22 protein-coding genes, 1 tRNA gene and 3 pseudogenes are annotated in these 24034 nt (G+C 37.2%); 5 read left to right on the top strand and 21 right to left on the bottom strand.

The genetic code is table 11. From position 1 onward, the window contains the following. Positions 1 to 15: 15 nt before the first annotated feature. Positions 16 to 1530 (bottom strand): nitric oxide reductase transcriptional regulator NorR, encoded by a 1515-nt coding sequence (gene norR, locus P3L40_RS00695; RefSeq protein WP_136134150.1) that lies wholly within the window; start codon positions 1528 to 1530, stop codon positions 16 to 18. 181 nt (positions 1531 to 1711) lie between these two features. Here norR and norV point away from each other — a divergent pair. Both norV and ytfE read left to right on the top strand, forming a co-directional pair. Then, a pseudogene (norV, locus tag P3L40_RS00690) lies at positions 1712 to 2905 on the top strand (anaerobic nitric oxide reductase flavorubredoxin); the annotation flags it as partial. Positions 2906 to 2967: 62 nt separating this feature from the next. Beyond that, on the top strand, positions 2968 to 3630 hold the full coding sequence (gene ytfE / locus P3L40_RS00685) for an iron-sulfur cluster repair protein YtfE (protein WP_004263084.1): 663 nt from the start codon (positions 2968 to 2970) through the stop codon (positions 3628 to 3630). A 70-nt stretch (positions 3631 to 3700) separates the two neighbouring features. Here ytfE and P3L40_RS00680 read toward each other — a convergent pair whose 3' ends face one another. From P3L40_RS00680 to P3L40_RS00665, 4 genes are all read right to left on the bottom strand, one after another. Next, positions 3701 to 5071, bottom strand: a complete 1371-nt coding sequence (locus tag P3L40_RS00680) for an adenylosuccinate lyase family protein (protein ID WP_136134151.1) — start codon at positions 5069 to 5071, stop codon at positions 3701 to 3703. A 14-nt stretch (positions 5072 to 5085) separates the two neighbouring features. Beyond that, a complete protein-coding gene (locus tag P3L40_RS00675; RefSeq protein WP_004263090.1) occupies positions 5086 to 6642 on the bottom strand; it encodes a PTS transporter subunit EIIC in 1557 nt (518 codons plus the stop codon). Positions 6643 to 6835: 193 nt separating this feature from the next. Next, positions 6836 to 7576 carry a MurR/RpiR family transcriptional regulator gene (locus P3L40_RS00670; protein ID WP_094960882.1) on the bottom strand — a complete coding sequence of 247 codons (741 nt, stop codon included), beginning with the start codon at positions 7574 to 7576 and terminating at the stop codon, positions 6836 to 6838. Positions 7577 to 7686: 110 nt separating this feature from the next. Next, on the bottom strand, positions 7687 to 8169 hold the full coding sequence (locus P3L40_RS00665) for a cold-shock protein (RefSeq protein WP_004263097.1): 483 nt from the start codon (positions 8167 to 8169) through the stop codon (positions 7687 to 7689). Between the two features lie 182 nt (positions 8170 to 8351). Between P3L40_RS00665 and P3L40_RS00660 the strand changes: the two genes are divergently transcribed. Then, entirely contained in the window at positions 8352 to 9050 is a 699-nt protein-coding gene (locus P3L40_RS00660) for an RluA family pseudouridine synthase (RefSeq protein WP_136134152.1), read from the top strand. Between the two features lie 32 nt (positions 9051 to 9082). On the opposite strand, the gene P3L40_RS00655 is transcribed toward P3L40_RS00660, so the two are convergent. From P3L40_RS00655 to P3L40_RS00610, 10 genes are all read right to left on the bottom strand, one after another. Next, entirely contained in the window at positions 9083 to 9622 is a 540-nt protein-coding gene (locus tag P3L40_RS00655) for a DUF2058 domain-containing protein (RefSeq protein ID WP_004263100.1), read from the bottom strand. 296 nt (positions 9623 to 9918) lie between these two features. Next, positions 9919 to 10920 carry a fimbrial protein gene (locus P3L40_RS00650; protein WP_228677335.1) on the bottom strand — a complete coding sequence of 334 codons (1002 nt, stop codon included), beginning with the start codon at positions 10918 to 10920 and terminating at the stop codon, positions 9919 to 9921. A gap of 13 nt (positions 10921 to 10933) precedes the next feature. After that, complete coding sequence (locus tag P3L40_RS00645) at positions 10934 to 11500, bottom strand: fimbrial protein (protein WP_094960885.1); 567 nt, start codon at positions 11498 to 11500, stop codon at positions 10934 to 10936. A gap of 39 nt (positions 11501 to 11539) precedes the next feature. Beyond that, positions 11540 to 12157, bottom strand: coding sequence for a fimbrial protein (locus P3L40_RS00640; protein WP_210852460.1), 618 nt, complete (start codon positions 12155 to 12157; stop codon positions 11540 to 11542). Positions 12158 to 12165: 8 nt separating this feature from the next. Continuing rightward, complete coding sequence (locus tag P3L40_RS00635) at positions 12166 to 12915, bottom strand: fimbria/pilus periplasmic chaperone (RefSeq protein WP_004263108.1); 750 nt, start codon at positions 12913 to 12915, stop codon at positions 12166 to 12168. 13 nt (positions 12916 to 12928) lie between these two features. Then, on the bottom strand, positions 12929 to 15460 hold the full coding sequence (locus P3L40_RS00630; protein ID WP_136134154.1) for an outer membrane usher protein: 2532 nt from the start codon (positions 15458 to 15460) through the stop codon (positions 12929 to 12931). A gap of 29 nt (positions 15461 to 15489) precedes the next feature. Then, on the bottom strand, positions 15490 to 16035 hold the full coding sequence (locus P3L40_RS00625) for a fimbrial protein (RefSeq protein WP_232062925.1): 546 nt from the start codon (positions 16033 to 16035) through the stop codon (positions 15490 to 15492). 66 nt (positions 16036 to 16101) lie between these two features. After that, complete coding sequence (locus P3L40_RS00620; protein ID WP_004263117.1) at positions 16102 to 16665, bottom strand: fimbrial protein; 564 nt, start codon at positions 16663 to 16665, stop codon at positions 16102 to 16104. 82 nt (positions 16666 to 16747) lie between these two features. Continuing rightward, entirely contained in the window at positions 16748 to 17137 is a 390-nt protein-coding gene (locus tag P3L40_RS00615; RefSeq protein WP_004263121.1) for a helix-turn-helix domain-containing protein, read from the bottom strand. Positions 17138 to 18080: 943 nt separating this feature from the next. Continuing rightward, entirely contained in the window at positions 18081 to 18638 is a 558-nt protein-coding gene (locus P3L40_RS00610) for a tyrosine-type DNA invertase (RefSeq protein ID WP_004263124.1), read from the bottom strand. 338 nt (positions 18639 to 18976) lie between these two features. Here P3L40_RS00610 and P3L40_RS00605 point away from each other — a divergent pair, with 338 nt between their 5' ends. Continuing rightward, positions 18977 to 19339: a YibL family ribosome-associated protein gene (locus P3L40_RS00605; protein ID WP_036958636.1), complete on the top strand. Its 363-nt coding sequence runs from the start codon at positions 18977 to 18979 to the stop codon at positions 19337 to 19339. A 95-nt stretch (positions 19340 to 19434) separates the two neighbouring features. Here the strand turns inward: P3L40_RS00605 and rhuM (P3L40_RS00600) are convergent. From rhuM (P3L40_RS00600) to P3L40_RS00585, 4 genes and pseudogenes are all read right to left on the bottom strand, one after another. Beyond that, positions 19435 to 19551, bottom strand: a pseudogene (rhuM, locus tag P3L40_RS00600) (RhuM family protein); the annotation flags it as partial. A gap of 33 nt (positions 19552 to 19584) precedes the next feature. Further along, positions 19585 to 20700 (bottom strand): alpha/beta hydrolase, encoded by a 1116-nt coding sequence (locus tag P3L40_RS00595; RefSeq protein WP_210852462.1) that lies wholly within the window; start codon positions 20698 to 20700, stop codon positions 19585 to 19587. 6 nt (positions 20701 to 20706) lie between these two features. After that, on the bottom strand, positions 20707 to 21183 hold the full coding sequence (locus tag P3L40_RS00590) for a cyclophilin-like fold protein (protein WP_136134241.1): 477 nt from the start codon (positions 21181 to 21183) through the stop codon (positions 20707 to 20709). A gap of 1 nt (position 21184) precedes the next feature. Next, positions 21185 to 22387 (bottom strand): MFS transporter, encoded by a 1203-nt coding sequence (locus P3L40_RS00585; RefSeq protein ID WP_210852464.1) that lies wholly within the window; start codon positions 22385 to 22387, stop codon positions 21185 to 21187. Positions 22388 to 22498: 111 nt separating this feature from the next. Here P3L40_RS00585 and P3L40_RS00580 point away from each other — a divergent pair, with 111 nt between their 5' ends. Continuing rightward, entirely contained in the window at positions 22499 to 23395 is an 897-nt protein-coding gene (locus P3L40_RS00580) for a LysR family transcriptional regulator (RefSeq protein ID WP_096863483.1), read from the top strand. Positions 23396 to 23463: 68 nt separating this feature from the next. Here the strand turns inward: P3L40_RS00580 and rhuM (P3L40_RS00575) are convergent. Together rhuM (P3L40_RS00575) and P3L40_RS00570 are read right to left on the bottom strand one after the other, a co-directional pair. Continuing rightward, a pseudogene (gene rhuM, locus P3L40_RS00575) lies at positions 23464 to 23727 on the bottom strand (RhuM family protein); the annotation flags it as partial. A gap of 176 nt (positions 23728 to 23903) precedes the next feature. Continuing rightward, positions 23904 to 23998 (bottom strand) — tRNA-Sec (locus P3L40_RS00570). Between the last annotated feature and the right edge of the window lie 36 nt (positions 23999 to 24034).

The raw sequence follows: 24034 nt of genomic DNA, 5'->3' as shown, positions 1-24034 counted from the left end.
GCAGGCATTAATACTTTATTTCAGACCTAGTCGTTTAGCTAATCGATGTAAATTAGCGATATCGACAGACAATTCTCTGGCACATGCAGACCAATTATAATGGCTTTGTTCTAATACTTGTGAAATGACTTTACGCTGAAAATCATCCGTTACCTCACGTAAATTTTTAGTTAGTGGTAAGACTTTCTGTGATGTTTCTGTAAACTCATACTTATTATTATCAAAGGTAAAATATTGAGGCTGTAAGATAATTTCATCAGTATCACTTGAAGCTCGAGCAAGAACAACGGCACGATGAATCGCATGTTCCAATTCACGTACATTACCTGGCCATGAATAATTGAGTAAATACCGTTGTAATGAAGGACTCAGTACCACACTGGATAAGCCAAAACGCTGGCGATATTGTTCACAGAAGAACCCCGCTAATAAAATAATATCTTCGCCACGTTCCTTTAATGGGGGAACAAATAGCGGAAATACACTTAAACGATGAAATAAATCGGCCCTAAACCGACCTTCTAACACTTCTTCGCGTAGATCACGGTTAGTTGCCGCCAATATACGAACATTAACGCGTAAACTACGGTCATCACCAACACGTTGAATATCGCCATATTGCAATACTCGCAGTAATTTAGCCTGTAACGCTAATGAAAGCTCCCCTATTTCATCTAAAAATAAGGTACCATTATCCGCCATTTCGAATTTACCACTACGGTGGCTAATTGCCCCAGTAAAGGCACCTTTAACATGACCGAATAATTCACTTTCCGCCACACTCTCAGGCAGCGCAGCACAGTTTAAATAAATAAGAGGGTGATCTGCTCGAAGGGATTTTTCATGGATAGATTTAACGACTAGCTCTTTTCCTGTTCCCGTTTCTCCGCCGACCAGAACATTTAATTCAGACCCGGCAACAATATCAATTTCCTTTTTTAATTGTTGCATACGAAGAGATAAACCAATAATCTCGGTTTCTCCAGAAGGTTTAAATAGTATGGGTTTATTCGGTAATATATTTTGCTTTTCAAGCTGTTCAATAAGTAATGCATTATTTAGTGCTCCCGCAGCTAACGCGGCAATTAACCTCAGTGACTCATTGCTAAATGCATCGAATTGATCAGGTTCCATACCATCTAATGTTAATGCACCAATAAGATTTTGCCCCGCATACAAGGGTAAGCCGACACAAGCATGAACTTTTAGGTGTTGATGATGAGGAATTAACCCATCATATGGGTCAGGGAGCTGGCTATCAGCAGGAAAACGCACTACATCACCGGCTCTTGCAATTGCTTCTAGCCGAGGGTGCCCTGACAAAAAGAATCGACGACCTAAAACATCAGCCATTAACCCATCGATTGCTAAAGGAATAAATTGGCCTGATTCATAACGTAATAACGCACATGCATCACACCTTAATGATTGCCTTAACGTGGTAATCAAACGCTGAAATCGATCTGAATGCTCCATACCACTTTGTAATTCGATTGCAATCTTTGCCAGTGCCTCGACAGAAAAACCCATGATTCATTCCCCATTGTCAATTTGACAACAATTATAGTCATAATGACAACACTTAACATAGTCATTTTGACTATAAACTAAAAAAAATTATTTTAATTTATTTAAAAATCAAAATATTAAATATTGGCATGAATATTGATTATGTCTTCTTATACTCTAAAAGCTACAGGACAAAATTAATATGGCGATTCATGTAAAAAATAACATCCATTGGGTAGGTCAGCGTGATTGGGAAGTACGTGATTTTCATGGAACCGAATACAAAACATTAAAGGGAAGTAGTTATAATAGCTATTTAATCCGCGAAGAAAAAAATGTTCTTATTGATACTGTCGATCATAAATTTAGCCGTGAGTTTGTTCAAAATTTGCGCTCGCAAATTGATTTAAATGATATTGACTACATCGTCATTAACCATGCAGAAGAAGATCACGCAGGTGCATTAACCGAATTAATGAGCTTTATTCCTAATACCCCGATCTATTGCACAGCCAATGCCATTGATTCAATAAATGGTCATCACCATCATCCTGAATGGAATTTCAAAATCGTTAAAACAGGTGACACGCTCGATATAGGTAACAATAAACAATTGATTTTCATTGAGACTCCAATGCTACATTGGCCTGACAGCATGATGACTTATTTTACTGAAGATGCCGTACTTTTTAGTAATGATGCTTTCGGGCAGCACTATTGTGATGAGCGATTATTTAATGATGAAGTCGACCAAAATGAATTATTCGAACAGTGCCAGCGTTACTACGCCAATATTCTTACCCCATTTAGCCGCTTAGTGACGCCAAAAATAAATGAAATTTTAGGCTTTAATCTACCTGTCGATATGATAGCGACATCTCACGGAGTAGTATGGCGTGATAATCCAAATCAAATCATTGAATTGTATTTGAAATGGGCAGCAGATTATCAAGAAGATCGTATCACTATTTTCTACGATACCATGTCAAATAATACTCGTTTAATGGCGGATGCAATCGCTCAAGGCATCAATGAAGCCGACCCTAATGTCGCGGTTAAAATATTTAACGTTGCACGCAGTGATAAAAACGACATTATTACTCATGTTTTTCGCTCCAAAGCGGCACTGGTCGGTACCTCAACCATGAATAATGTCATGATGCCTAAAATAGCAGGTATGCTTGAAGAAATTACAGGCTTACGTTTTTTAAATAAAAAAGCCGCTGCTTTCGGTAGTTTTGGTTGGAATGGCGGCGCCGTTGACCGTGTTCAAACACGTTTGATGGATGCCGGTTTTGATACCGCATTATCTTTAAAAGCAAAATGGAAACCAGACACAAAAACATTAGATGACTGCCGTGAGTATGGGCGTAATATTGCTCGCCAATGGGCATTACCTGCATAAATTAAATAACAAAGTAGCATCAGAATTTTATGATTTTTTAAAGGATACCTCATATGCAATTTAGAGATAAAACACTCGGACAGCTCGCATTATCCATTCCTAGAGCTTCTTCTTTATTTCGCCAATATAATATGGATTACTGTTGTGGTGGCAAACAGACGCTGAGTCGCAGCGCAGAAAAATTAAAGTTAGATATTGACCTATTAGAAAGCCAATTAGCTAAATTAGCCACAGAAACGTTAGAACAGGATTGGCGCAAAGCCCCACTCAGTGAGATTATCGATTTTATCATTGTTCGCTATCATGATAGGCACAGAGAACAATTACCTGAACTAATACTACAGGCACAAAAAGTTGAACGCGTTCATATAAATAAGCCAAGCGTGCCAAAAGGTTTATCAAAATACTTAGAAGCATTACTGGAAGAACTAGCTAGCCATATGATGAAAGAAGAACGCGTTTTATTCCCTATGATAAAAAACGGAATGGGCAGAAACGCAGCAGGTCCAATTAGTGTCATGGAACAAGAACATGATGATGCTAGTGATATCTTAGAAGCAATTAAAGATATTACCAATAATGTCACACCACCGCCAGAAGCCTGTACTACCTGGCGTGTGTTGTATAATGGTATCAATGAACTGATTGATGATTTAATGAATCACATTAACCTAGAAAATAACTTATTATTCCCAAGAGCACTCGCTGGCGAATAAATAAGTAAGGGGCTATCTATATAATAGACAGCCCCTTATTTAAAATAATTTTTAGTAAATACTAAAAATACTATTTGTACTGTTGCTTAATTTCTTGCGAAACGACTAATCCACGTTTTGCTTCTTTTTCTGCAATTTCAACGGATAACCCGATATAAGATCTCGGGTCAAGCATTGCTTTAATTTCTTCATTACTGAATGCTGCTGATATCACACTATTTTTGGTTAAATTAGTATAGAAATCTTCCCCATCCGCCGCAGTTTTAATTGCTTCTTCATACAAAAGGGAGTGAGCTTTATCTTTGCCTAATTTTTCCGCCATCTTCATCATGACATACTCAGTATTATCCAGCCCTTTGTTTCTCAAAACATTATGAAGCATTCTCTCTTCATGTGGCACAATCGTCCTAGAAAGCTCTTCAGTTCTTAGTAAAATTTCCGTGGTCAATTCCAAAGCTTCTTCGATTAACCCATCAAATAACATATAAGAGCTACTATCACCTTCATAAGGTCTTACCGCAGAATACATACCAACACTCGGTAAAGAATATAATTTCTGTGAGTTAGCAATAATTCCCTTAGCAAGTTTTGGGTTTATTTTATGCGGCATAGTACTACTGCCCACTGTTCCTTTAGTAAACCCTTCTGAAACCTCTGCAATTTCTTCTAACGTTGTGCTATAAACTTCTTCACCTATTTTATGACAAATATTGGCCATTAACGCTAAATTTGCCATATATTCAAGCTTATGCGTACTCAAATTTCTGGATGGCACTTCCATGGCTTCCATACCCACCAACTCAGCGACACGTTTTTGTACCGCCATACCAACACCAGGCATTGAGTTAAATGCACCAACAGCGCCACCCATCATGATAGTGAAAACCCGTTTTTCACACTCTTTCATACGTTGGTAGCAATCAATAAAATCGCTGATCCATACCGAAACTTTATAGCCATAGGTGATAGGGATCGCATGACGTCCATGAGTTCTTCCCGGCATCACCATATGTTTGGTTCTTTCGGCCAAATCTGCTAAGTTTTCGATGATTTCACCGAGTAACAACATAAATTTATGATGTACGGTTTTCATCATATAGAGCTGTGAACTTTGCTGAATATTTTGCGTGGTAATTCCATAATGGATATATTTACCACTTTCCTCAGAGCAAGCATTCACTAAAACTTTCAAGAAAGGTACAAAGCCATGGCCTATTTTTTGGTAAATACGGCTCATTTCTTCAAAATCGATATTTTCGATAACAGCCTTTTCTTTAATTTCATCTGCCGCTGATTGTGGAATAAATCCCAGTTCCGCTTGAGCTTGGGCCAGCATGGATTCAAACATTAACCAAGTAGAATATTTTGCTTCATCAGACAATAAGTCTTTAATTCCACGGTCATCAATAGTTTTACTTTTAGAATCGTATAATGCTCTCATTTCGTATCCCTTCTTTATTTCTTCATTGCTTCATCAACAGCATTGCGAACAAACTCAACCTTTGGTCCATATACAACATGGACGTGGTTTGCCGATGGAAAGAAGAATGCGGTACATCCTGATTCCAACATTAAATCTTTATCAATTTGGTTCACTTCTCCAACATCAATACGCATACGGGTAATACAGTTATCTACGTTACGAATATTTTGTTTGCCACCTAACGCTTGAATTAAAATTTCTGCAATTTCGCCATAACGTTTTTCTTTAATTAAGGTATTTTTCAGATTACTCGATTCTTCGCGACCTGGTGTTTTTATATCAAACTTAATAATGGCCCAGTAGAAAATAAAATAAGTGACGACGGCTAAACAGCTACCGATAATAACAAGGAAGATCCAGTTAGTGTGCTCGTACAGCAGACCAAAGATAGTAAAATCAAAAACGGTTCCACGAATATAACCGATACCGACCTCAGCCAATGAAAGCAACACCGCACCGATACCGACAATAATGGCGTAAATTAAGTACAATAATGGCGCAATAAATACGAAGGTAAATTCGAGTGGCTCCGTGACGTTACCAAGCATGGCTGTTAATACCATAGTAACCAGCATGGATTTCACTTCTGCGCGGTTTTCTTTCTTCGATGTTTTGTAAATAGCAAGAGCAATTGCAGGGAATAGGAATAGTGTGACTAGCATTTGTTGCTGCGCCATAAAGCGAGTCAAACTTGGCATCATCGACCAATATTCACTATCTGGGCCTTGGTTAAATAACACCTCAGTTAATGCAGGAACAACACCAACAAAGGTTTGTCCGTCAATAACATAAGTACCACCCGCCTCAGTAAATCTAAATAAAACGTTCCATACATGGTGTAAACCAAATGGAATAAATAAACGTTCACCACCCGCGGTAAAAAATGGCCCTACAGGACTTAAAAATACCGCAGAGAGTTTCATCAAACCTTGGACTAATACTTCCCAAATAAACGGTAATAACGCACCCACTCCAATCATTAAACCGATCATAATAATAGAAACGGATTTTTTACCAGAAAAGAAAGCAAATGCGGTTGGCAATTCAAGGTTATAGAACTTATCAGTCGCCCAAGCGGCAATCAAACCAGTAATAATCCCTCCTGCGGCACTGATATTTAAAGTTTGTATACCAAGAACTTTAATTTGCCCTACTTGCCCCATCATTGCAGGGTCTGCAAGCTTACCAGTAAGCACTAGCCAAATATTCATGGTGATGATCAGCGATAAGTAGCCGACAACCGATGCAAAGACGGCGATCCCCTTATCTCGATGGCTCATACCATAGGCCACCCCCATAGCAAACAGTAGGGGAATATTATCAAAAATAACACCCGCGATTGAACGAATGCTGACAAGTAATGCATTAACCGTTTCATTTCCGAGAAAAGGAAAACGTGCAATCATATAAGTTTGCACTAATGCACCACTGATACCCAATATCATACCAATAGGTGCTAAAACACCTATTGGAAGGAGTAATGTTCTCCCAAAGCGTTGAATAGATTCACCAAACTTTTTTCTGGCCATACTGTTTCCTTATGACTTCTATTATTAGAATTAAAGGCATACTAGCTTGGAGGGATTATAAAAGAAATGATGTCACGGTTTTAAAAGTTATCTTAGGTCATAACTAATGACCTAGGTCATATTAATAAAAACTATCTACCAAAGACAAGAATGAAAGACGAGTGAAGTTTTCTTAGAAAATAAAAAAGAAAATTTAAAGTAGATTTTCTAATTCATTGATAAGTAAATCAACTAAAATAAAAAAGCCAATTCTGGATTTTGTGTCATCTCTTTTAGTATCAAAATTATCGGCAAAACAAAACAAAGTGTTATCAGTATAAGTGGTTAGTTCATTAGTATTAAAAGCGGTCATACTAATGATATTTGCCCCTTTTAATTGCACAATTTTTGCTGTTTCAATAATTTTTTTGGTTCCCCCTGATAGTGAGATAAAAATGACCGTGTCATCTTTGCTAACTAATCGAGTGAAAGAATCAGATAAATTGTAGTCATTAATAAAAAAACAGTGTAAACCTAACGCAAATAGTAAGTGTTCAAGATAATAGCCAACAGCTTTACTTGTCCCTCTGGCAACAATAAAAATATTTCTCGATTTATGTAGTATTTTAGCGCAATCGCTAATTTGCTCTTCGTTAATTAATGTAAAACTTTTATTAATATTTTTTTCGAGTTGTTTTTTATAAGACGAAGGTGTGATTTTTTCAGTTTTATTTTTTGTTAAAATATAATTATTAATCTGAAACTTAAGTTCTTTAAATCCACTAAACCCTAATTTTTGCGACAAATTAATAATAACTGTTTTAGAAACAAAGGTTTTAGCAACTAGTTCATTAATATTTAAGTAAGGGATATCTGTAATATTATCAGTCAGGTATTTTAAGACTTTTTTTTCGCTAATGGTTAAATTATCGTAATTTTTTAAGAAATCTAACATATCCCCTCTCCGATAAGCCTAGCTAGCTTTCAAATGACTCTATTGTATAAGAATAAAGTAATAAACAAGTAAACAGCACTCAAGAGTGGTGCTGTTTACCTGACAAGAAATCACTTAAACTTAAGTTGTTTCACAGCCTCATCGATATCAATTTCATCTTCCGAAAATGTTAATGATGTCCCATGTAACGTACTAATTTCTAATTTTTTCAATGAACGCATTTGACCAGGTTTATCTGATTTTGGTTTGATACTATTCATTAATGCGCCAATTGATAACACGGTATTTTCTTTATCGATACGCGTATCTGCAGGTACTTCTACTGAATAAACACGATAGGATTTAATTGATGTAATCTTAATCCGTTCTCCTGCGATATAAATATATTTACTTTCAGGTATGACTTTGACCGCAAAAGCAGATAACCCTTTATTATTTGTCGTCGGTTCGAAAGTGACTGCAGCATTTTTTTTAATCAAATCTGGGTTGGCAACCTTAACCACATGAAAATAACGGTTATCGCCATTCTCATCTTTGATAAATCCAAAACCTTTATCTTCGAACCATGTTGTGATCGTTCCATTCATTGCCATTACCGCCTAATTAATCTTTTATTGACTCAGTTTTTACAACGCGCAGTATAGAGCACAATGCGTGTGCAGACTACGGCTTTGCTTTTAGTCTGAGTGATAAATTTACGTGATGCAAGTGACAGCGTTCGCCTACCTACTAAAAATTGGTTATTATCAACAACCATTTTTTGCTGGAAAGGCTAATGACTGAAATCATCGACACCTTTATTGCTCCGCCCTGTCACGATGAGATAGAAATTATCTATCAGGATGATCATCTGGTTCTTATTAATAAGCCAAGTGGCCTACTCAGCCTTTCTGGAAAAAACCCACAAAACTTAGACTCCGTCCATCACCGATTAGTAAAAATATTCCCAGACTGTACTCTTGTTCACCGTCTCGATTTTGGCACATCTGGGTTGATGGTGGTTGCTCGCAATAAAGCCATCAATGCAGCGCTGAGCCAGCAATTTAGCCAACGCTCCGTCATTAAGATATACCAAGCTCTACTTTGTGGCCACTTAGCTAATGATGAGGGTGTCATTGATGCGGCAATAGCAAAAGACCCTGCACAGTTTCCCCGCATGTCGCTTTGCGAGGTGAATGGCAAACCTGCCCGCTCCCACTACCAAGTGATTGAGCGTCTGTATCACCCATTAGATAATGGCACATTGCTCCCAGTAACCCGAGTCCAATTAATACCTGAAACAGGGCGTACCCACCAGCTACGCATCCATTGCCAAAAATTAGGTTACCCTATATTAGGCTGCGACCTATATGGTGGGCGATTATTACAAGGGACTGAGCAGACTCCACGTTTACTTTTGCACGCTAGCGAATTGCATTTTGTTCACCCTGCGAGTCAGAAGAACGTTAAAATGTTTAGCGCCAGCCCGTTTTAACGCCAAAGCTACGACTTAAAATTTGACGAGTATTACCACATCAGGTCGTCAGGGATCTTAAAGTCCGCATACGGGTCATCTTCATCCTGTTCTTCTTGGCTGAGTGCATTGTTGAGTACGATACTATCCGCATCTCTTTGCGTTATTTTATCCGCTACGCTTGCTGGAATAATCACATACTCGTTAACATCACTGTTATCAATCGCTAAACGTGCAATCGCCAGACGCCCACTGATCAGTTGCGTTTGCGTTATTTTGTCTACAACAACTTGCTTGATAACGTTGTTATCTGTGAAATTAAAACTAATATCTCCCTTTGAAATATCAACTTTATTCATTTCAATAAGTTGTTTAACTTGCGCTTTAAACTCTTTGGATTGCACCATTTGTTTATGCTGCTCACTCAATTGTTTGTCACGCTCAAGCTGTGCTTTTTTATTTTCTTCTACGGCTTCCCTTGCTTCACGCGCCTGAACACGTGATTTTTTAGCCGTTCTTTGCACTTTTGCCATTTTCTTGCTGGTAACTAATCCTGCTTTTAGCATTTGCTCTTGTAAGGTGAGTTTCGCCATCTTCGCCTCTAAATCTATCGGATAATTATGTGATTATACCTGTAGCTACTGAGACCTGATAGGTTTTGAGCTTTATTGATAGAGAAATTATGTGATGTTATTTAAGAAAAGATGCTAACGATGATAATTCAAAATTTGTTGTGTTTAACTTATTTTGTCTAATCCAAAATATGTTTATAAAAAATCATCGATATATTGTGATTTTGTTATAAACACGATTTGCTCAGTAACCATAGAGAGCTGACGAGAAAAAAATGGAGGCTTTCATCCATATAAAAACCTCTCTATTTCAATAGCTACGGAGTGGACATAATAATGGTAGCTGCTGAACTAAACTGGCCTTCTATCAATTCATTTGGCGATAAATTAGGTTTTTTAACTAGCGTGAACATTAATGTATCTCTACCATGCCCATTTTCTATTTTTGAATCGAAATGCCCATTCATAGGGGAAACTCTTTGCCCTTGATGATAAACCTCAACACCTAATCCAGACATAATAGAACCTTGACTACCAATATCTCCTGTTCTAACAAGTAAAGCATCAGATGAGAAAGTCGAAGTTTCTCCGCTAATAATCATCTTTATTGGCGCCGTCAGGTTATTATCTTCACAACTATAAGTGATTTCTGCGTTACGTTGAAAACGGCTTGCACTTCCCACCGTTGAAATACCCGATGCATTTACTGTTTCAAAATCAACAATGATGATTTGGTTATCATTGATATCACACGTACCCGTTCCAACAACTACGTCATTACCTGCATAGAAATTCCATTTAAAATAAGCATGGTCAATATGCTGATTACTATTTACAAATGTCGCATATTTATGGAGATCTAATGTCATCAGCAAATCGCCTTTTCTTACCAAGACTGATGGCGTTGGTTTAACATTTACTTGCAAATATAATTTAATTTGTAAAGGTTCACTAGCTGTAGTTAAACGAAATACTTGAATTTCTTTACCACTAAATGGTGCTAAATAATAAGCGCCACGCACGACCACACCCGCTTTTAATTCTGGGTTATTCTTAAATGTTGGACCAAGGTCAGCACCTGTCACATTTAAATAATCAACATAAGCACTGGGGGCTTCATTACGGCAGGTCATAAAATCACTCACATCCGCAAATTCATTTATACGATTTGGTACAGCAAAAATATCATTATCGAGAGGAACATCATAAATACTTTGTGTTCCCCCGCCAACTTCCTGCCCTCCATTAGTTTTACACTGGAACGCAAAAATAGTTGGGGAAAATAATAAGGTTGCGAGAAGTAATATTAATATCTTCATTGTTACTGATACCTTAATCATAAATTAAACTAAAAATAGCGGTTGCAGTAAAATGGCCAAACGCAATACTTTTATTTTTTATTGCATCGGGTTCCCCTTGCACATTCGCATTAAAACTTAAAATATTTGTACCATTCTCTAAATTGTATGCAGGCGTCGTACTATTAATGGGAATTTTTTTACCGCTATATTCTAAGATTTCAATTCCGATGCCCGAAGCCATGCTGCCAGAATCTAATGCAAGAAGGCCTGGTAAATTGATATTTTCGTTTCCTGTAAACTTAACGGTCACCGTTCTAAAGATACTATTATCACAGTCATCTAAATGAATATTAAAATTTTCAATTGGCGTTTTTTGATTAATATAGAGGTACTTATTAACGATAGTACCAAAGTCCACAATAATATTTTCATCACCGGGCCTTACTGTACAAGCTTCAGCGACAAGCTGGCCTCGTATCTTAATTTCACCAATTTGACCATTTTTTGCATGACTCTGTAACGAAAAAAATAACAAACTTAATAGCATGGAGAGTATTATTTTTTTAAATTTATAAAAATTGAAATTTAAGTTATTCATATAAATACCTTCAATGCTATATCAGACAATCTATTAAGATTATTCATACGTTATTTGAAAAGAAATAACACTTCGATAAGCTCCAGCCTGTAATTTCTCTGCAATTCTTACGGGAGCTACATAATAAGTTAAAATATTTTGCCCCGTAGAAATAAGCTCAGGTTCACTATACTCACCAAAAGCAATTTCTTTTCCTTTAGGATTAGTTATCTGCAATCCAAGCCCATTCACACCTTCAACTCTCGCGATGTCCGGTCTAAAAGGCACAACAGGCGTGATAAACCTAATTTTCATGCCAGGCTGAGAAATACTCCATGTAGCATTACCTGATTTATTGTTTCTCAAAACCGTTGGGGTTTCGATACAATCCAATAACTCGATGTTTACCGGCGTCTTGTGGCCTTGGGCGCCAATTGTTTTTAATGATGCAGTTTCAATATTTCCTAAATCAACGGATTGAAATGCAGAATCCATCGATAAATGGCATGCACTCTCCGTTAATGAGCCATAAACGAAAATTTTACCATTTGCACCTTCAACATCCCAATTACCTGTTGTGTTATAAAAGGCATTATTTGATGCCGCATATATCACAGCTGAATGAAATATGAGAGATAATCCAAAGAGTAAGGAAAAGCTTTTTTGATTAATCATCATTTTCCTCTCTATTTACTTTCAGGAACAACCTGACATGTATTTGCTTGACATTTAAATTGAAGTTTTGGCCGGCCACCATAGTCATTTATATAGGTCAATACCGGATTTGCCCCCACAGTAGAACTTGGAACTCCTAATTTTTCTTCACTAAATGGTGCAACCATAACTGCCTTAAAATTCTGATTTACGGGTGAATTTTTTCGCTCAGCCGCACCAATAATCGTGATATAAAAGGGAGTTGGGTTTTTAATGATATATTGGTCACCTTGCTTAATAAGCTGTGTTTTTTCTTGCCAAGGGTTATTCAGCATTTCTGTTTCGCTTAGCATGATACTTTTAGGACGATAAAATAATTTAATTTTGCTCTGTAACGCTAATTGCAAAACATTCGGTTTATCACTTTTTGGCGGGATCTCCCTTAAATTAAAGTAATAAACACTTTCTCTATCCTGAGGTAACTGACTAATTTCAGGAAGCGCCTCAATACGGACTTGGCTTGATTTTTCGGGTTCAACTCTCTGCACCGGAGGTAATACAGCAAACGGTGAAGTAATTTTTACCCCTTGAATATTTTCAACCCACCCTTGGGCCAAATAAGGTAGCTGGTTATTTTTATTAGTAATAGTAATTGAAACGCTTTTTTGATCACCATTAAAAATAACTCGGGTTCTATCTAAAGCAATTGCCGAGAATGCGCTTCCGCTAACTAAACTGCTTAATAAAATAGTACTGATATATAAATTAGTTAATTTTTTCATAGCAATCACTCATTTACAGATTATTATCTGCTTCATTACGTTTATTTGATAATGGTTTACAAGGAATGAATAATCCTTGGTTAATTGTTTCTAAGTTTTCAGGAAAATTAATTTCACATTGTGCTTCCCCACCCCAATGAATAATCATGACTTCATTTGGGTTGATACCACTAACATAGGCATATCCATTATCAGTAACTATTCCCGTTTCTTTTCCTTTCAGATTCGTGATCTGGGCACCAAATGGCGGTGCAGAACCGTCAGACATACGCATTGAAAGCATCATCTTTTCACCAGACAGTACATTAAATTTGCGATAGCCAATCGCGCCTTCTGTTAATGTCGCTTGAACAATAGAATCCGTTACTTCGGCATTATTCGGTAATGCATTTAAATCGACTTTAACTTTACTGCGGTAGTAGCTATTTAAGTCAGGGACAATCACTTTACCAAATGCATTTGATGCAATAGGGATCCCTCGGTCTGATACGGGAATTTTAGCCACACCATCAGTGTCGATCAGCAAACGAGTTCCGCCAATATTTGAAACTCGATGAGCATCCGCACCATTTAAAGTCATGGTAAATCCGCCTTGTGCCCCTACCCCAAATGACGTGTAATTATTATGAATATAGCTGGCATTCGCAGTTAACTTAGTATTATCACCATAATGGGTAATATAGGTACTTGCGGTTCCACCTTTGTTGGTCGAGCCTGCACTGACTTGATAATTGGTTCTATCTGACAATTTGTCATAATAGGTTGCTCGATTAACGGTATCATCCCGTGTTGCTTGCAATGAATAGCCAATATTTGCACCATTTCCCCAAGGCATTGAAGCTGAGATATACAGGCCATCATCATTTGTTTCGTTATATTTATTGCGATAAGCCGATAACGAAATATTAATATTCTTCAGGCTTCCCCAATCTAAGGTTTTTGTCACCATTAAATTGTAGCGATTACTTTCTGGCTTATCCCAATAGGTTTGGTGCGAGTAGTTTAAATAAGCTGTAATTCTCGATTCCCTAAAGTTTTTATTTAAAGAAATCACATACATTTCTTTATTACTACCTTGACGCTCACCTGAGTCTTTAGCCGTTAAAAAATCGGTTACAGTCATAAAACTGCGTTCTGAGAATCGGTAACCTGCGAACTGTACTTGGCTATCATAGTCATCAAAACGTTTTGAATAGTTTATTCGATAAGAATTACCTGTGAGTTTTTTATCATTAGGAATATTTGCAATAGAATGCGTAATATCGAAAGATAAGGCACCAAATGCCAATAAGTCACGACCGACACCCACGTTGAATGCATTATAGTCTTGACTATTTAATGAGCCTGCAAGCAATGACCAACCATTAGTGACACCCCACGACATTTCACCACTCGCAAATGTATCTCCATTAACATGATGATCCATATCCGTTGGGCGACCCATCGCTAATTTATATCGAATACTACCTGGTCGAGTTAAATAAGGGATATTGGCTGTTTCAACCTGATATTCTTGAACTGAACCATCCTGCTCTTCGATTCGGACATCCAGTTTTCCCGTCGTCGCATCACTTAAATTTTGGATACGGAAAGGACCCGCAGCGACTTGTTCTTGATAAATAATCCGCCCTTGTTGGCTAACAATCACCGTCGCATTTGTCGTCGCAACACCCGTTATTTCAGGTGCATACCCACGTAAATTAGGTGGTAACATTAAGATATCAGAGCGTAAGCCAACACCTGTAAATCGAAAACTATCGAATAAATCAGTGTTAAAATAGTCCTCGCCCAAGGTCAATTTCGCTTTAATGCTGGTTAACGCTTTATAGGCGTATAGTCGGCTCCATTGAAAGTCATGCTCATTTTTACTATCCGAGCCAGTTTCTCGTTGAGCACGCCCCTGCCAATCTCCCCTAAAGCGCCATGCACCAAGGTTCACACCTGCGACACCATTTGCTGTCACATTATAGTTGCTATTATTATCATGAGGCTTATTCGCTCTTGCGTTTATATTGTAGTCTAAAATAACCCCTGAAATTCCTTCATCCCACAGAGAAGGCGGATCCCAGTTAGCTGTTCTATATTCAAGGTAGGCTTGAGGTATACTCAGATACAACGTTGAGTCAGATAAATCCCCCCGTGCTTGAAAGCCGGGCAAACTGCGTAAATCAAGACACTCATTATTATGCCACCACGTAATTTGCTTCAACGAACTGGCTGTTAGTCCTAGCTGCTGGACTTGTTCTGGTGTGATACAAACGAGGCTATCTTCAGGGTCGTTTTCTGGCGCATAGAATGAAAAACGTTGCTCGGGTAAAGTTTCTTTATTTACTTGTACTTTGAGGGGATAAATACCAGGCATAATATAGCCTGCACGTGAGAATTGCTTAACATCAATGTTTTTTTTGTCTTCTAAATCAAATAATGCCGTATTAAATTGTATGGTATCGGCAGCATATAACTGAGCGGATAATGACCCAAATGTAATCATTATCGTTGTCGTTATTATATTTATTTTGTGTTGTTTAAAAAACATAAAAAACATCCCTAAAACACCAATATAATTTCTTAGAATTAATAATAATCGACCTTGAACCTTAATAAGGTTTGGTAATTACCCGCTTTAACAGGATGATAATTGGTGACTAATTGCATTTGATATTTAAGGATCATTGTCCCTGGCGTAATTCCTAATGCAGGTAATGGCTTTCCTGGTGTAATGGAATATCCCGATATATCATGCAATGCCAATTGCACTCCTTTTGCTTCACCCGAGAGTGTGAAAAAATCACCTTCTGATGGACCATCAAAAGTGACTTCGAGTGAATTCCATTCGTTATTATCTTTCGAATATTTTTCCCAACGACAATCAATGAGCTTAATATTGAATTCTTTTATGGGGCCTTTCCCAACTTCACGAATATAGCTTGTTGGAAGTACCCCCATATTAATGGTCTGATCCCTAGACCCAATATCTATTGCGCAGGCAGTATCGACTATTTCGCCATTCATCGTGACTTTACCCCACCCATGAGATGATGCAGCCATTTGTGGCGAAAGAAATAATGTTAGAAGAAATAGGGAAGATACTTTGCTTCGCAAATAGATAAATCCTTTCACTTTAACCTCTGACTTAATTTGGTGATTAATAGAGGAACACAAAGGTATTCCTCTTAAACTAATCAATTAGTTATAAGTTAAGGTAAAGTTAGTTACGCCTTCGAATTTACCTAATGGAATTTTATCAACCGCAACGTTTGCACCTTGTACATAAGCGCTATAACGTAATGTATTATCACCCGCTTGTAATTGATGTTCTTGAGCTGTTGCAACTCCCATATCTAACGCTGCGCCATTAGTATCCGTTAATTGAATACCCACGTTGCCAGCAATAGTTGGGTCTGTTGCATCTAAGCCTGTTACACCGAGTAATTTAGAATTGAAAGCAGCGCTAGAACCAGAGAATGTGATACTCACTTTATCGTTGTACACTTTATCATTTGTATCTTTCGGGAATACACAGTCTTCCAATTCAATATTGAATTGCTTCGCGCTAGAAGTACCGCCATTCGCTAAAACAGAGTTAGCGATTTGGCCTAACCATACTGTTTGGTCAATAGAATCTGAACTAATTGAGCAAGGTGCATCGATGATTTCACCTTTAAATGTGACTTTACCATGCCCTTGATCAGCGAGTGCTGGAGATGCAATAGCGGCAGAAACTAGTGCGGCTAAAAATACTTTTTTCATTTGAACCTCATTTATATATAACAACGTGATGATTACCCAACATGATGTAGGGCATAGTTAGAATTTATTATTTTTAAAATAACTATTTGCTGTATAAAGAATTTAAAATAATTTCTGTTTGTCGATTAAAAATATAATGGTAGTTATCCTTTTCATCGGATAAACATTCACTATTATGAATAAATGAATTAGCACTAGGATTTTTTTCATTTATTTTCAATGATACACTTTCAAAAAATGCACTCGGGCTAATTTCTAGATAAAATAAAATTGAAAATAGCATTCCACAGTTAATGCTACATATTCCTCTTTCATAACGAGATATTTGTTGTTGTGATATCTTTAATTTTTTAGCTAGATCACTACCACTAAGCCCTTTCTCTTTTCTAAGATGTGATAATTCCATGCCAATTTGTTCAGTTAGTATTTTCTGAAAGCTATCTATACTGGTCTTTAATTTATTACTTTTCATATCTCACCAATTAAAGCCTTGTGTAATGAGGCAAAACAATCAGAACCACTCATAAAGTGAACAATTTATTTTTTGAAATGCAAAAAAAACGCAACAAAATAAATCAAAATGTTGCGTTAAATAAGTTTTAGGTAAATTGTTTTATATATAAGAATCGTCAGAATTAAAATCTTTAATTTATACCTTAAACTAGAAAAGTCAGATGATTTAACTGGTGAGTTTTATTGCAAAAAAAAATCATGAAAGATAACTTTTTGTTGTTAATGACAAATTTTTACATTAATTGATAATTACCTCTAAAATGCATTGCTGCAACAGAGTTTTATGCTATTTGATTTTAGTTAGTCTGATAATTATACTTATTAGGTAATTTGAACATTTTGATTTATTATGTTGCGTTACGAATTGATTTTTATAGATATTTTATTTTATCCGATTGATTACTATTGATAATTAATTAATTTTTTTATTGTATATTAAATTAATGTGTTTTAAATCATCAATAAGATGTTTTTAACTCACAAAAACCAAAAATATGAATTTATCATCTAAATAATTTCACTTATATGGTGACCTTTCACAGAATAACTTTATTTGATAGTCAAAAATAGACTACTACTGTAAAAAAAATGATTGAAATATGATAATAATTAGTTAACTGAAAAAGCGAACCATCTATACTCGCAATTAGAGTAATTAAATTATGATGATTCAAAAAAAAAAGAATAAATAAAATTATAAACTAATCTTATTTTTAAAGGCTGGAAAATAAATTACTTGAGTATGTTGTTTATGGCTTTAAAAATAATTACTACCCTTAATATGCATAAGAATACCTCAGTTTTATAAAATCAATTACCTAAATAACTGAGGTATTCTTGGTGTTTAGTTCATATTATTATGTTTAGTGCTAGCTTTATATTGACACAACTCATTAAATTACTTATTGATTCGACCAAATACCACTAAATCTTTTTTCATTACTAGCAGTATAAATTACAGTATGGGCGATATTTCGATGCCCTAAATAGTCTTGGATTAATCGAGTGTCCCTACCCAAATCAGCTAAAGCATAACCGCATGCATGCCTTAGCATATGGGGATGAAGCTTTACAGGAAGCCCTGCTATTTTGCCATACTGCTCAAATAAGCGATAAATTTGATAACGAGAAATTTGGCTTCCCTTTTGTGAAATAAATAAACAATCTGACCCTGCTGTTTTCCAAGAATCTCTTTCAACTAACCATTTTTCAATCGCATTAAACTCTTCGGGAATTATAGGCTGTACGGTAGACAGCCCTCCTTTTAGTCTCCTAATAAATATCACTTTCTGCACCAAATCAATATCAGACATTGTGATATGAGTGAGCTCACTAACTCTTAATCCATGCAAAAAGCTCATTAATAACAAGCAATAGTCTCGATTAGGATAGCGACCTTGCTTTGTAGCATCCAATAAAGAATTAACTTCTGTACGTGTAATAAATTTACGTTTAGTCATTATGATCTCATCTATACCTCATTATATTTCGCTATATACCAACGATAAATCAACTAAAAATAATAATTTTTCAGAAAATTAAATATAATATGTCAGAAAGGTCAGTGATGATACCGAAATGCAACAACTTAATCATGATGTTACTAGGATACAAAAGACGAAATATGATGAATAGTTGAATGGAAATTGATTTATAAGGTAGTTATGTTGTTTTCATTCCATGAATGATGGACAATAAAGGTAGCCTCACATGGGTATTAGCCTGTATCCCTTTTCCCCCCTTATCTAGAATAGTGTATACTTGCCAACAAGAAATTTATTCACGGTTAATTAATATAATGAAAGAAATCGAAAAAGCACAAATTAAGCTTCTTAGCGACCGTTTAGATCTTATTCGTCGCCAGATGGCAAGTATGCAACTGACGAGTGAAGTAGAAAAACACGCAGAACTAGAGAAAGAAAAAGCGACACTGGAAATTGAAATCGCTCGTCTGAAGGCGGTGCGTAACAAAAAACTAAGCAAAGAAGCGCAAAAACTAGTAGATATGCCGTTCAAGCGTCCCATCACTAAGAAAGAACAAGCCGACCTTGGCAAGCTGAAAAAATCCGTGCGGGGCTTGACCATTGTCCATCCAATGACGGCATTAGGCCGCGAAATGGAGCTGGATGTTATGACCGGTTTTTCTAAGGCTGATTTCTAGTTAGAAAGTCAACCCAACTAAAATCTGTAATGCCCAACGAATACGGTGAGGTTCTTAATACACTTTTTATAGTTATGAACCGCTAGTAAGTAATTCAGCCGCTCATCATCCATCACAAACCCTTTGATCAGATACCGTTCTAGCGTTTGCGTTGCCTACTGGCGAAATTGAGTGCCACCAACAGATGGAACGCAGTAACTGACAGCAAGCACATTATTTTACTAAAAAATAATGTGCTACTATATTTATAAATTCTGTTGAAAGAAAACAGTGAGTTTATCGAAAGGGATCTTGCTTAGATTATCATATAAATCAACATGATCAGCATTTGGAATAATCAAGAGTTCTTTAGGATCTGAAGCTACTTTGTACACATCTTCAGAATAATAACGAGAATGTGCATTTTCCCCTGCAATCAGCAAAATTGGTCTTGGTGATATCATTTCAATATTGGTATGCATAGGAAAATTAAAAAAAGATATAGGCGTTGTTGCTGTCCACGCGGTTGTTGAATTAATTGAACGAGGATGAAAACCTCGAGGAGTACGGTAATAATCAAAAAATGCGGCTAATACAGGCGGTGCATTCTCTGGCAGAGTCTCCGGTAAAACACGTTGTCCCTCGATAATATTGCCATCTTCATCGAATGGCACCTCATGGTAACCTAAAGCATAGTGTCCGTTTTTTGCATCTTTCCAGCGCTGCTGGCTAAGATAATCAATCACTTTATGTCGTTCTTCAATGGTGTAACTATCTTGGTATCCGCGGCTAATACTGCGAGACATATCGTACATTGATGCTGTTGCTACGGCTTTAATACGTGAATCGCTACTCGCTGCAGTTAAAGCCATACCACTTAATCCGCAGATAGCTAACGCACCAATACGCTCGCGATCCACATTTGGCTGTAGCCCTAAAAAATCGACAGCAGCACTAAAGTCTTCCGTATTGATATCCGCAGAAGCAACATTTCGAGGCTCGCCCCCACTTTCTCCAGTAAAAGAGGGATCAAATGCTAGAGTAATAAAACCACGCTCTGCTAATGTTTGCGCATACAACCCCGAAGACTGCTCTTTTACTGCGCCAAATGGGCCACTCAATACAATCGCAGCAAATAACCCACTAGTATGTTTAGGTTGATATAAATCTCCGACTAAGGCTAAACCATAGCGATTTTTGAATGTGACTTTTCTATGTTCAACCTTATCACTTTTTACAAAGGTTTTATCCCATAGCTCACTGAAATTTGTATTTGGTTGCGCTAATACTGGTGATGTCATTATTGATGCCATACTCGCAACAGCAATACTTGCCCCCGTTAATTTCAATAAATCTCTACGTTCATGATTCATAATATGCATCCTCTTTTAGTTATTTCTTTGGATAAGCTCTATCACAGCTTGTTTTGGTGATGTAAATTGTAGATATTCCAGCCCATCGGTTATTTTTCCTAATTTAAATAACCCTGAGGAGTAACTAAATGGTTGATAAAAAATAGCAATATTTCCCCAAGGGGCATAATAAGTAATATCCCCAATCTCTGGCACGATCCCACTAGATGAATTGCGAGTTAGTAGTTTTCGGGGAAGATAAGTGATTTTTTCTGTGGATGAATAATCTGCTAACTCAACAGTGAGCGGTAATAAACTGATAAAATCACGCGTCATTTCTGAATCTTTTAATTCTGCCTTTATTATTTGCGTATCAAGACGAATTTCTATTAAATACACTTTAGGTTCTATTGGTAAACTATGTGCCAATAATGGCTGGCTGATGCAGGCAAATACCAACAGAAAATAAAAATTTAATGGGGTAAGCCTATTTTTAAATAATAGATTCAACATATTATTTTTCCTTTTCAGCCTTTGCTGTGCATTGAACAAGTATTGCTGCGACTACAAGAAATAACGCACTGATTGCAAAAGTACTTTTATAGCCCATCAAATCAAAGAATATGCCTCCTACCGAAGCGCCACAGGCAATGGAAAGTTGGATCACTGCAACCATCAATCCTCCTCCGGCTTCTGCGTTATTTGAAAATATGCGAGGTATCCAGCTCCACCAACCAACAGGCGCCGCAGTCGCGATAAAACCCCAAATACTCAATAATACGATGGAAGTAAGACTGGAATAGCCAAAGAAAATAAGTGATACCGCAATACTGGCCATCAATAGTGGAATGGCGATTAATGTTTGATAGAATCCTATTTTTAATACACGATTAATCAGTAGAGTTCCGATAAATCCCGTAATACCAATAAGTAACAAACTAAATGTCACCATCGAGATATCGACTTTTACGACGGTCTCAAGGAAAGGACGCACATAGGTAAATAAGGTAAACTGCCCCATAAAAAATAACCCGATAGCAAGCATACCCAGTGTGATAACGCGATATTTAAAGAAGCTAAAAATACTGAAAATCTGAGGCGTATTTTGATGACTGTTCGGATCAGTTGGCATTGAGGGTAAACTCACCCACAACCACACAATAGTTGCAATCGCGATAGGCACCAAGCCTAAAAATGCCCCTCGCCATCCAATAGTTGAGCCTAAATAAGCCCCTAAAGGTGCAGCAATGACAGTTGCTAGCGCATTGCCGCTATTGAAAATAGCCAGTGCCTTAGGAACTTGATCTATCGGCACAAGGCGCATTGCTATCGCAGCAGACATAGACCAAAAACCGCCAACAACAATACCGATTAGCGCACGACCAACCATATAAGTATAATAATTGGTGGCTAAAGCAATCATCGCGCCTGACGCCCCCATTAAGAACGTAAGCCCCAGCAATAAGGCTTTACGATTTAAATTACGAGTAAGTGCAGAAATAAATAAGCTCGTTATGACAGCAAATATTCCTGAGATAGTAATACCTTGTCCCGCCATTCCTTCTGTCACCTGAAAATCAAGCGCTAACGGTGTTAACAAGCTCACAGGCATAAATTCTGAGGCTATCAATACAAAAACACATAGCGTCATGGCAAAAACTGCACTCCAGTTCGCTCTTTCAGGAAAATTTCGCTCTTGAAAAATGGCATTATCCATCGATTATATTCGCCTATGTACCTACGATATTTAATGGACATCATCATGGCATACAGGTAATAATTTAATTAGTGGGTATAATCTTCATGAACTTGTGAGAAAAATTCATTAATGATGAAAGGTAAAATGAATGACTTGCACGCTTTTCTTATCGTTGCTCAAGAGCAAAGTTTTACAAAAGCGGCTGCAAGACTTGGTGTGACGCCTTCGGCATTAAGCCATACAATACGACTTTTGGAAGAACGCTTAGGGATTCGACTTCTCGCAAGAACAACCCGAAATGTTTCAGTAACAGAGGCTGGCGCACAGCTAATGAATGCCATCCGACCATTATTTGAACAGATTGATATTGAACTTAATGCATTAAGTGAGTTAAGAGACAGCCCTAGAGGGACTATTCGCTTAAGTTGTACCGATGACCAAATCGAAATTTATATTCGACCAATATTGAATAATTTTTTACAAAAATACCCTGATATCACAATAGAAATATATGTGGACTATGGTTTTACAAACATTGTTGAAGAACGTTTCGATGCAGGAATTCGAATTGGCGATGATATCAATAAAGACATGATAGCAGTTCGCATTGGGCCAGATTGGCGCTTAATTGCAGTCGCTTCACCGGACTATTTTAAACAGCACCCTAAACCTTTATTTCCTAACGACTTATCTGAACATCAATGCATCAATATTCGCCATCGTGCTGCGGGGGCTATTTATGCGTGGGAATTTAAACAAAATGATCATACAACAAGTATAAAGGTGGATGGGCAACTCGTTTTCAATAGTACACTGCACCAGTTAAATGCAGCGCTGGACGGAATGGGAATAGCCTATATTCCAGAACATTTAGCCGAGCCTTATATTGCCAAGGGGAAGTTACAGGCTGTATTAATCGATTATAGCCCTTACTTTGAAGGTTTTCACCTGTATTACCCAAACCGTCGACAGTCCTCACCCGCTTTTATGGCTTTTGTAGAAGCGATACGGTATCGAACAAAGTAGTCGCATTTGCTGAGTTGGATAAATAGCAGTGCCCCCATTAATACCCCCAGATTGGTTTTTTAGTAGTAGGCTTTTTTACTAATCCCACCAGCACATTGCAAAACTTCACGGCCGTTGAAACTTAAAAACTGATCCAGCTTGGTATCCCAATCCTGTAAGAAAACTTGCTTACGACGCAGTGCTTGGTCTTCTGCAAAATCTAACCACATATTGACGATACGGTTTAATTCTTTCAGTTCATTTTCTCGAAGATAGTTCTTCGCGATCGTGACATCGGTTTTATACACCTCATCAAATTTATAGCTGGTTAAGCCCATATCCAGCTGACTGGCTTTGAGCTTCATTGTGGGGGCATCCAAAAAATAGGGAAAAATTATGCCCCCAATTTTGCCCCCAAACAGGGGTATAAACCAGTAAACAAGGGGAGAATCAGACAGACTTCTAAGTGATTAATCTTGTTGATTTAAAAGGAAAATATAGACTTTGAGAGAAATTCAGAAACTGCGTTTGGCGGAAGATCACAGGAGTCGAACCTGCCCGGGACTGCTGGCAGCCCCAACTGGATTTGAAATCCAGCCGCCTCACCGGAGACGACGATCTTCCTCTATAGATTGGAAAGTGATTATAGACTGAATTCAT

This window comes from Providencia sp. PROV040 (assembly GCF_032706145.1).
Classification (GTDB): domain Bacteria; phylum Pseudomonadota; class Gammaproteobacteria; order Enterobacterales; family Enterobacteriaceae; genus Providencia; species Providencia hangzhouensis.
Note: the sequence above shows the minus strand (reverse complement) of the source record. Positions and strands in the feature narration are given on the sequence as shown.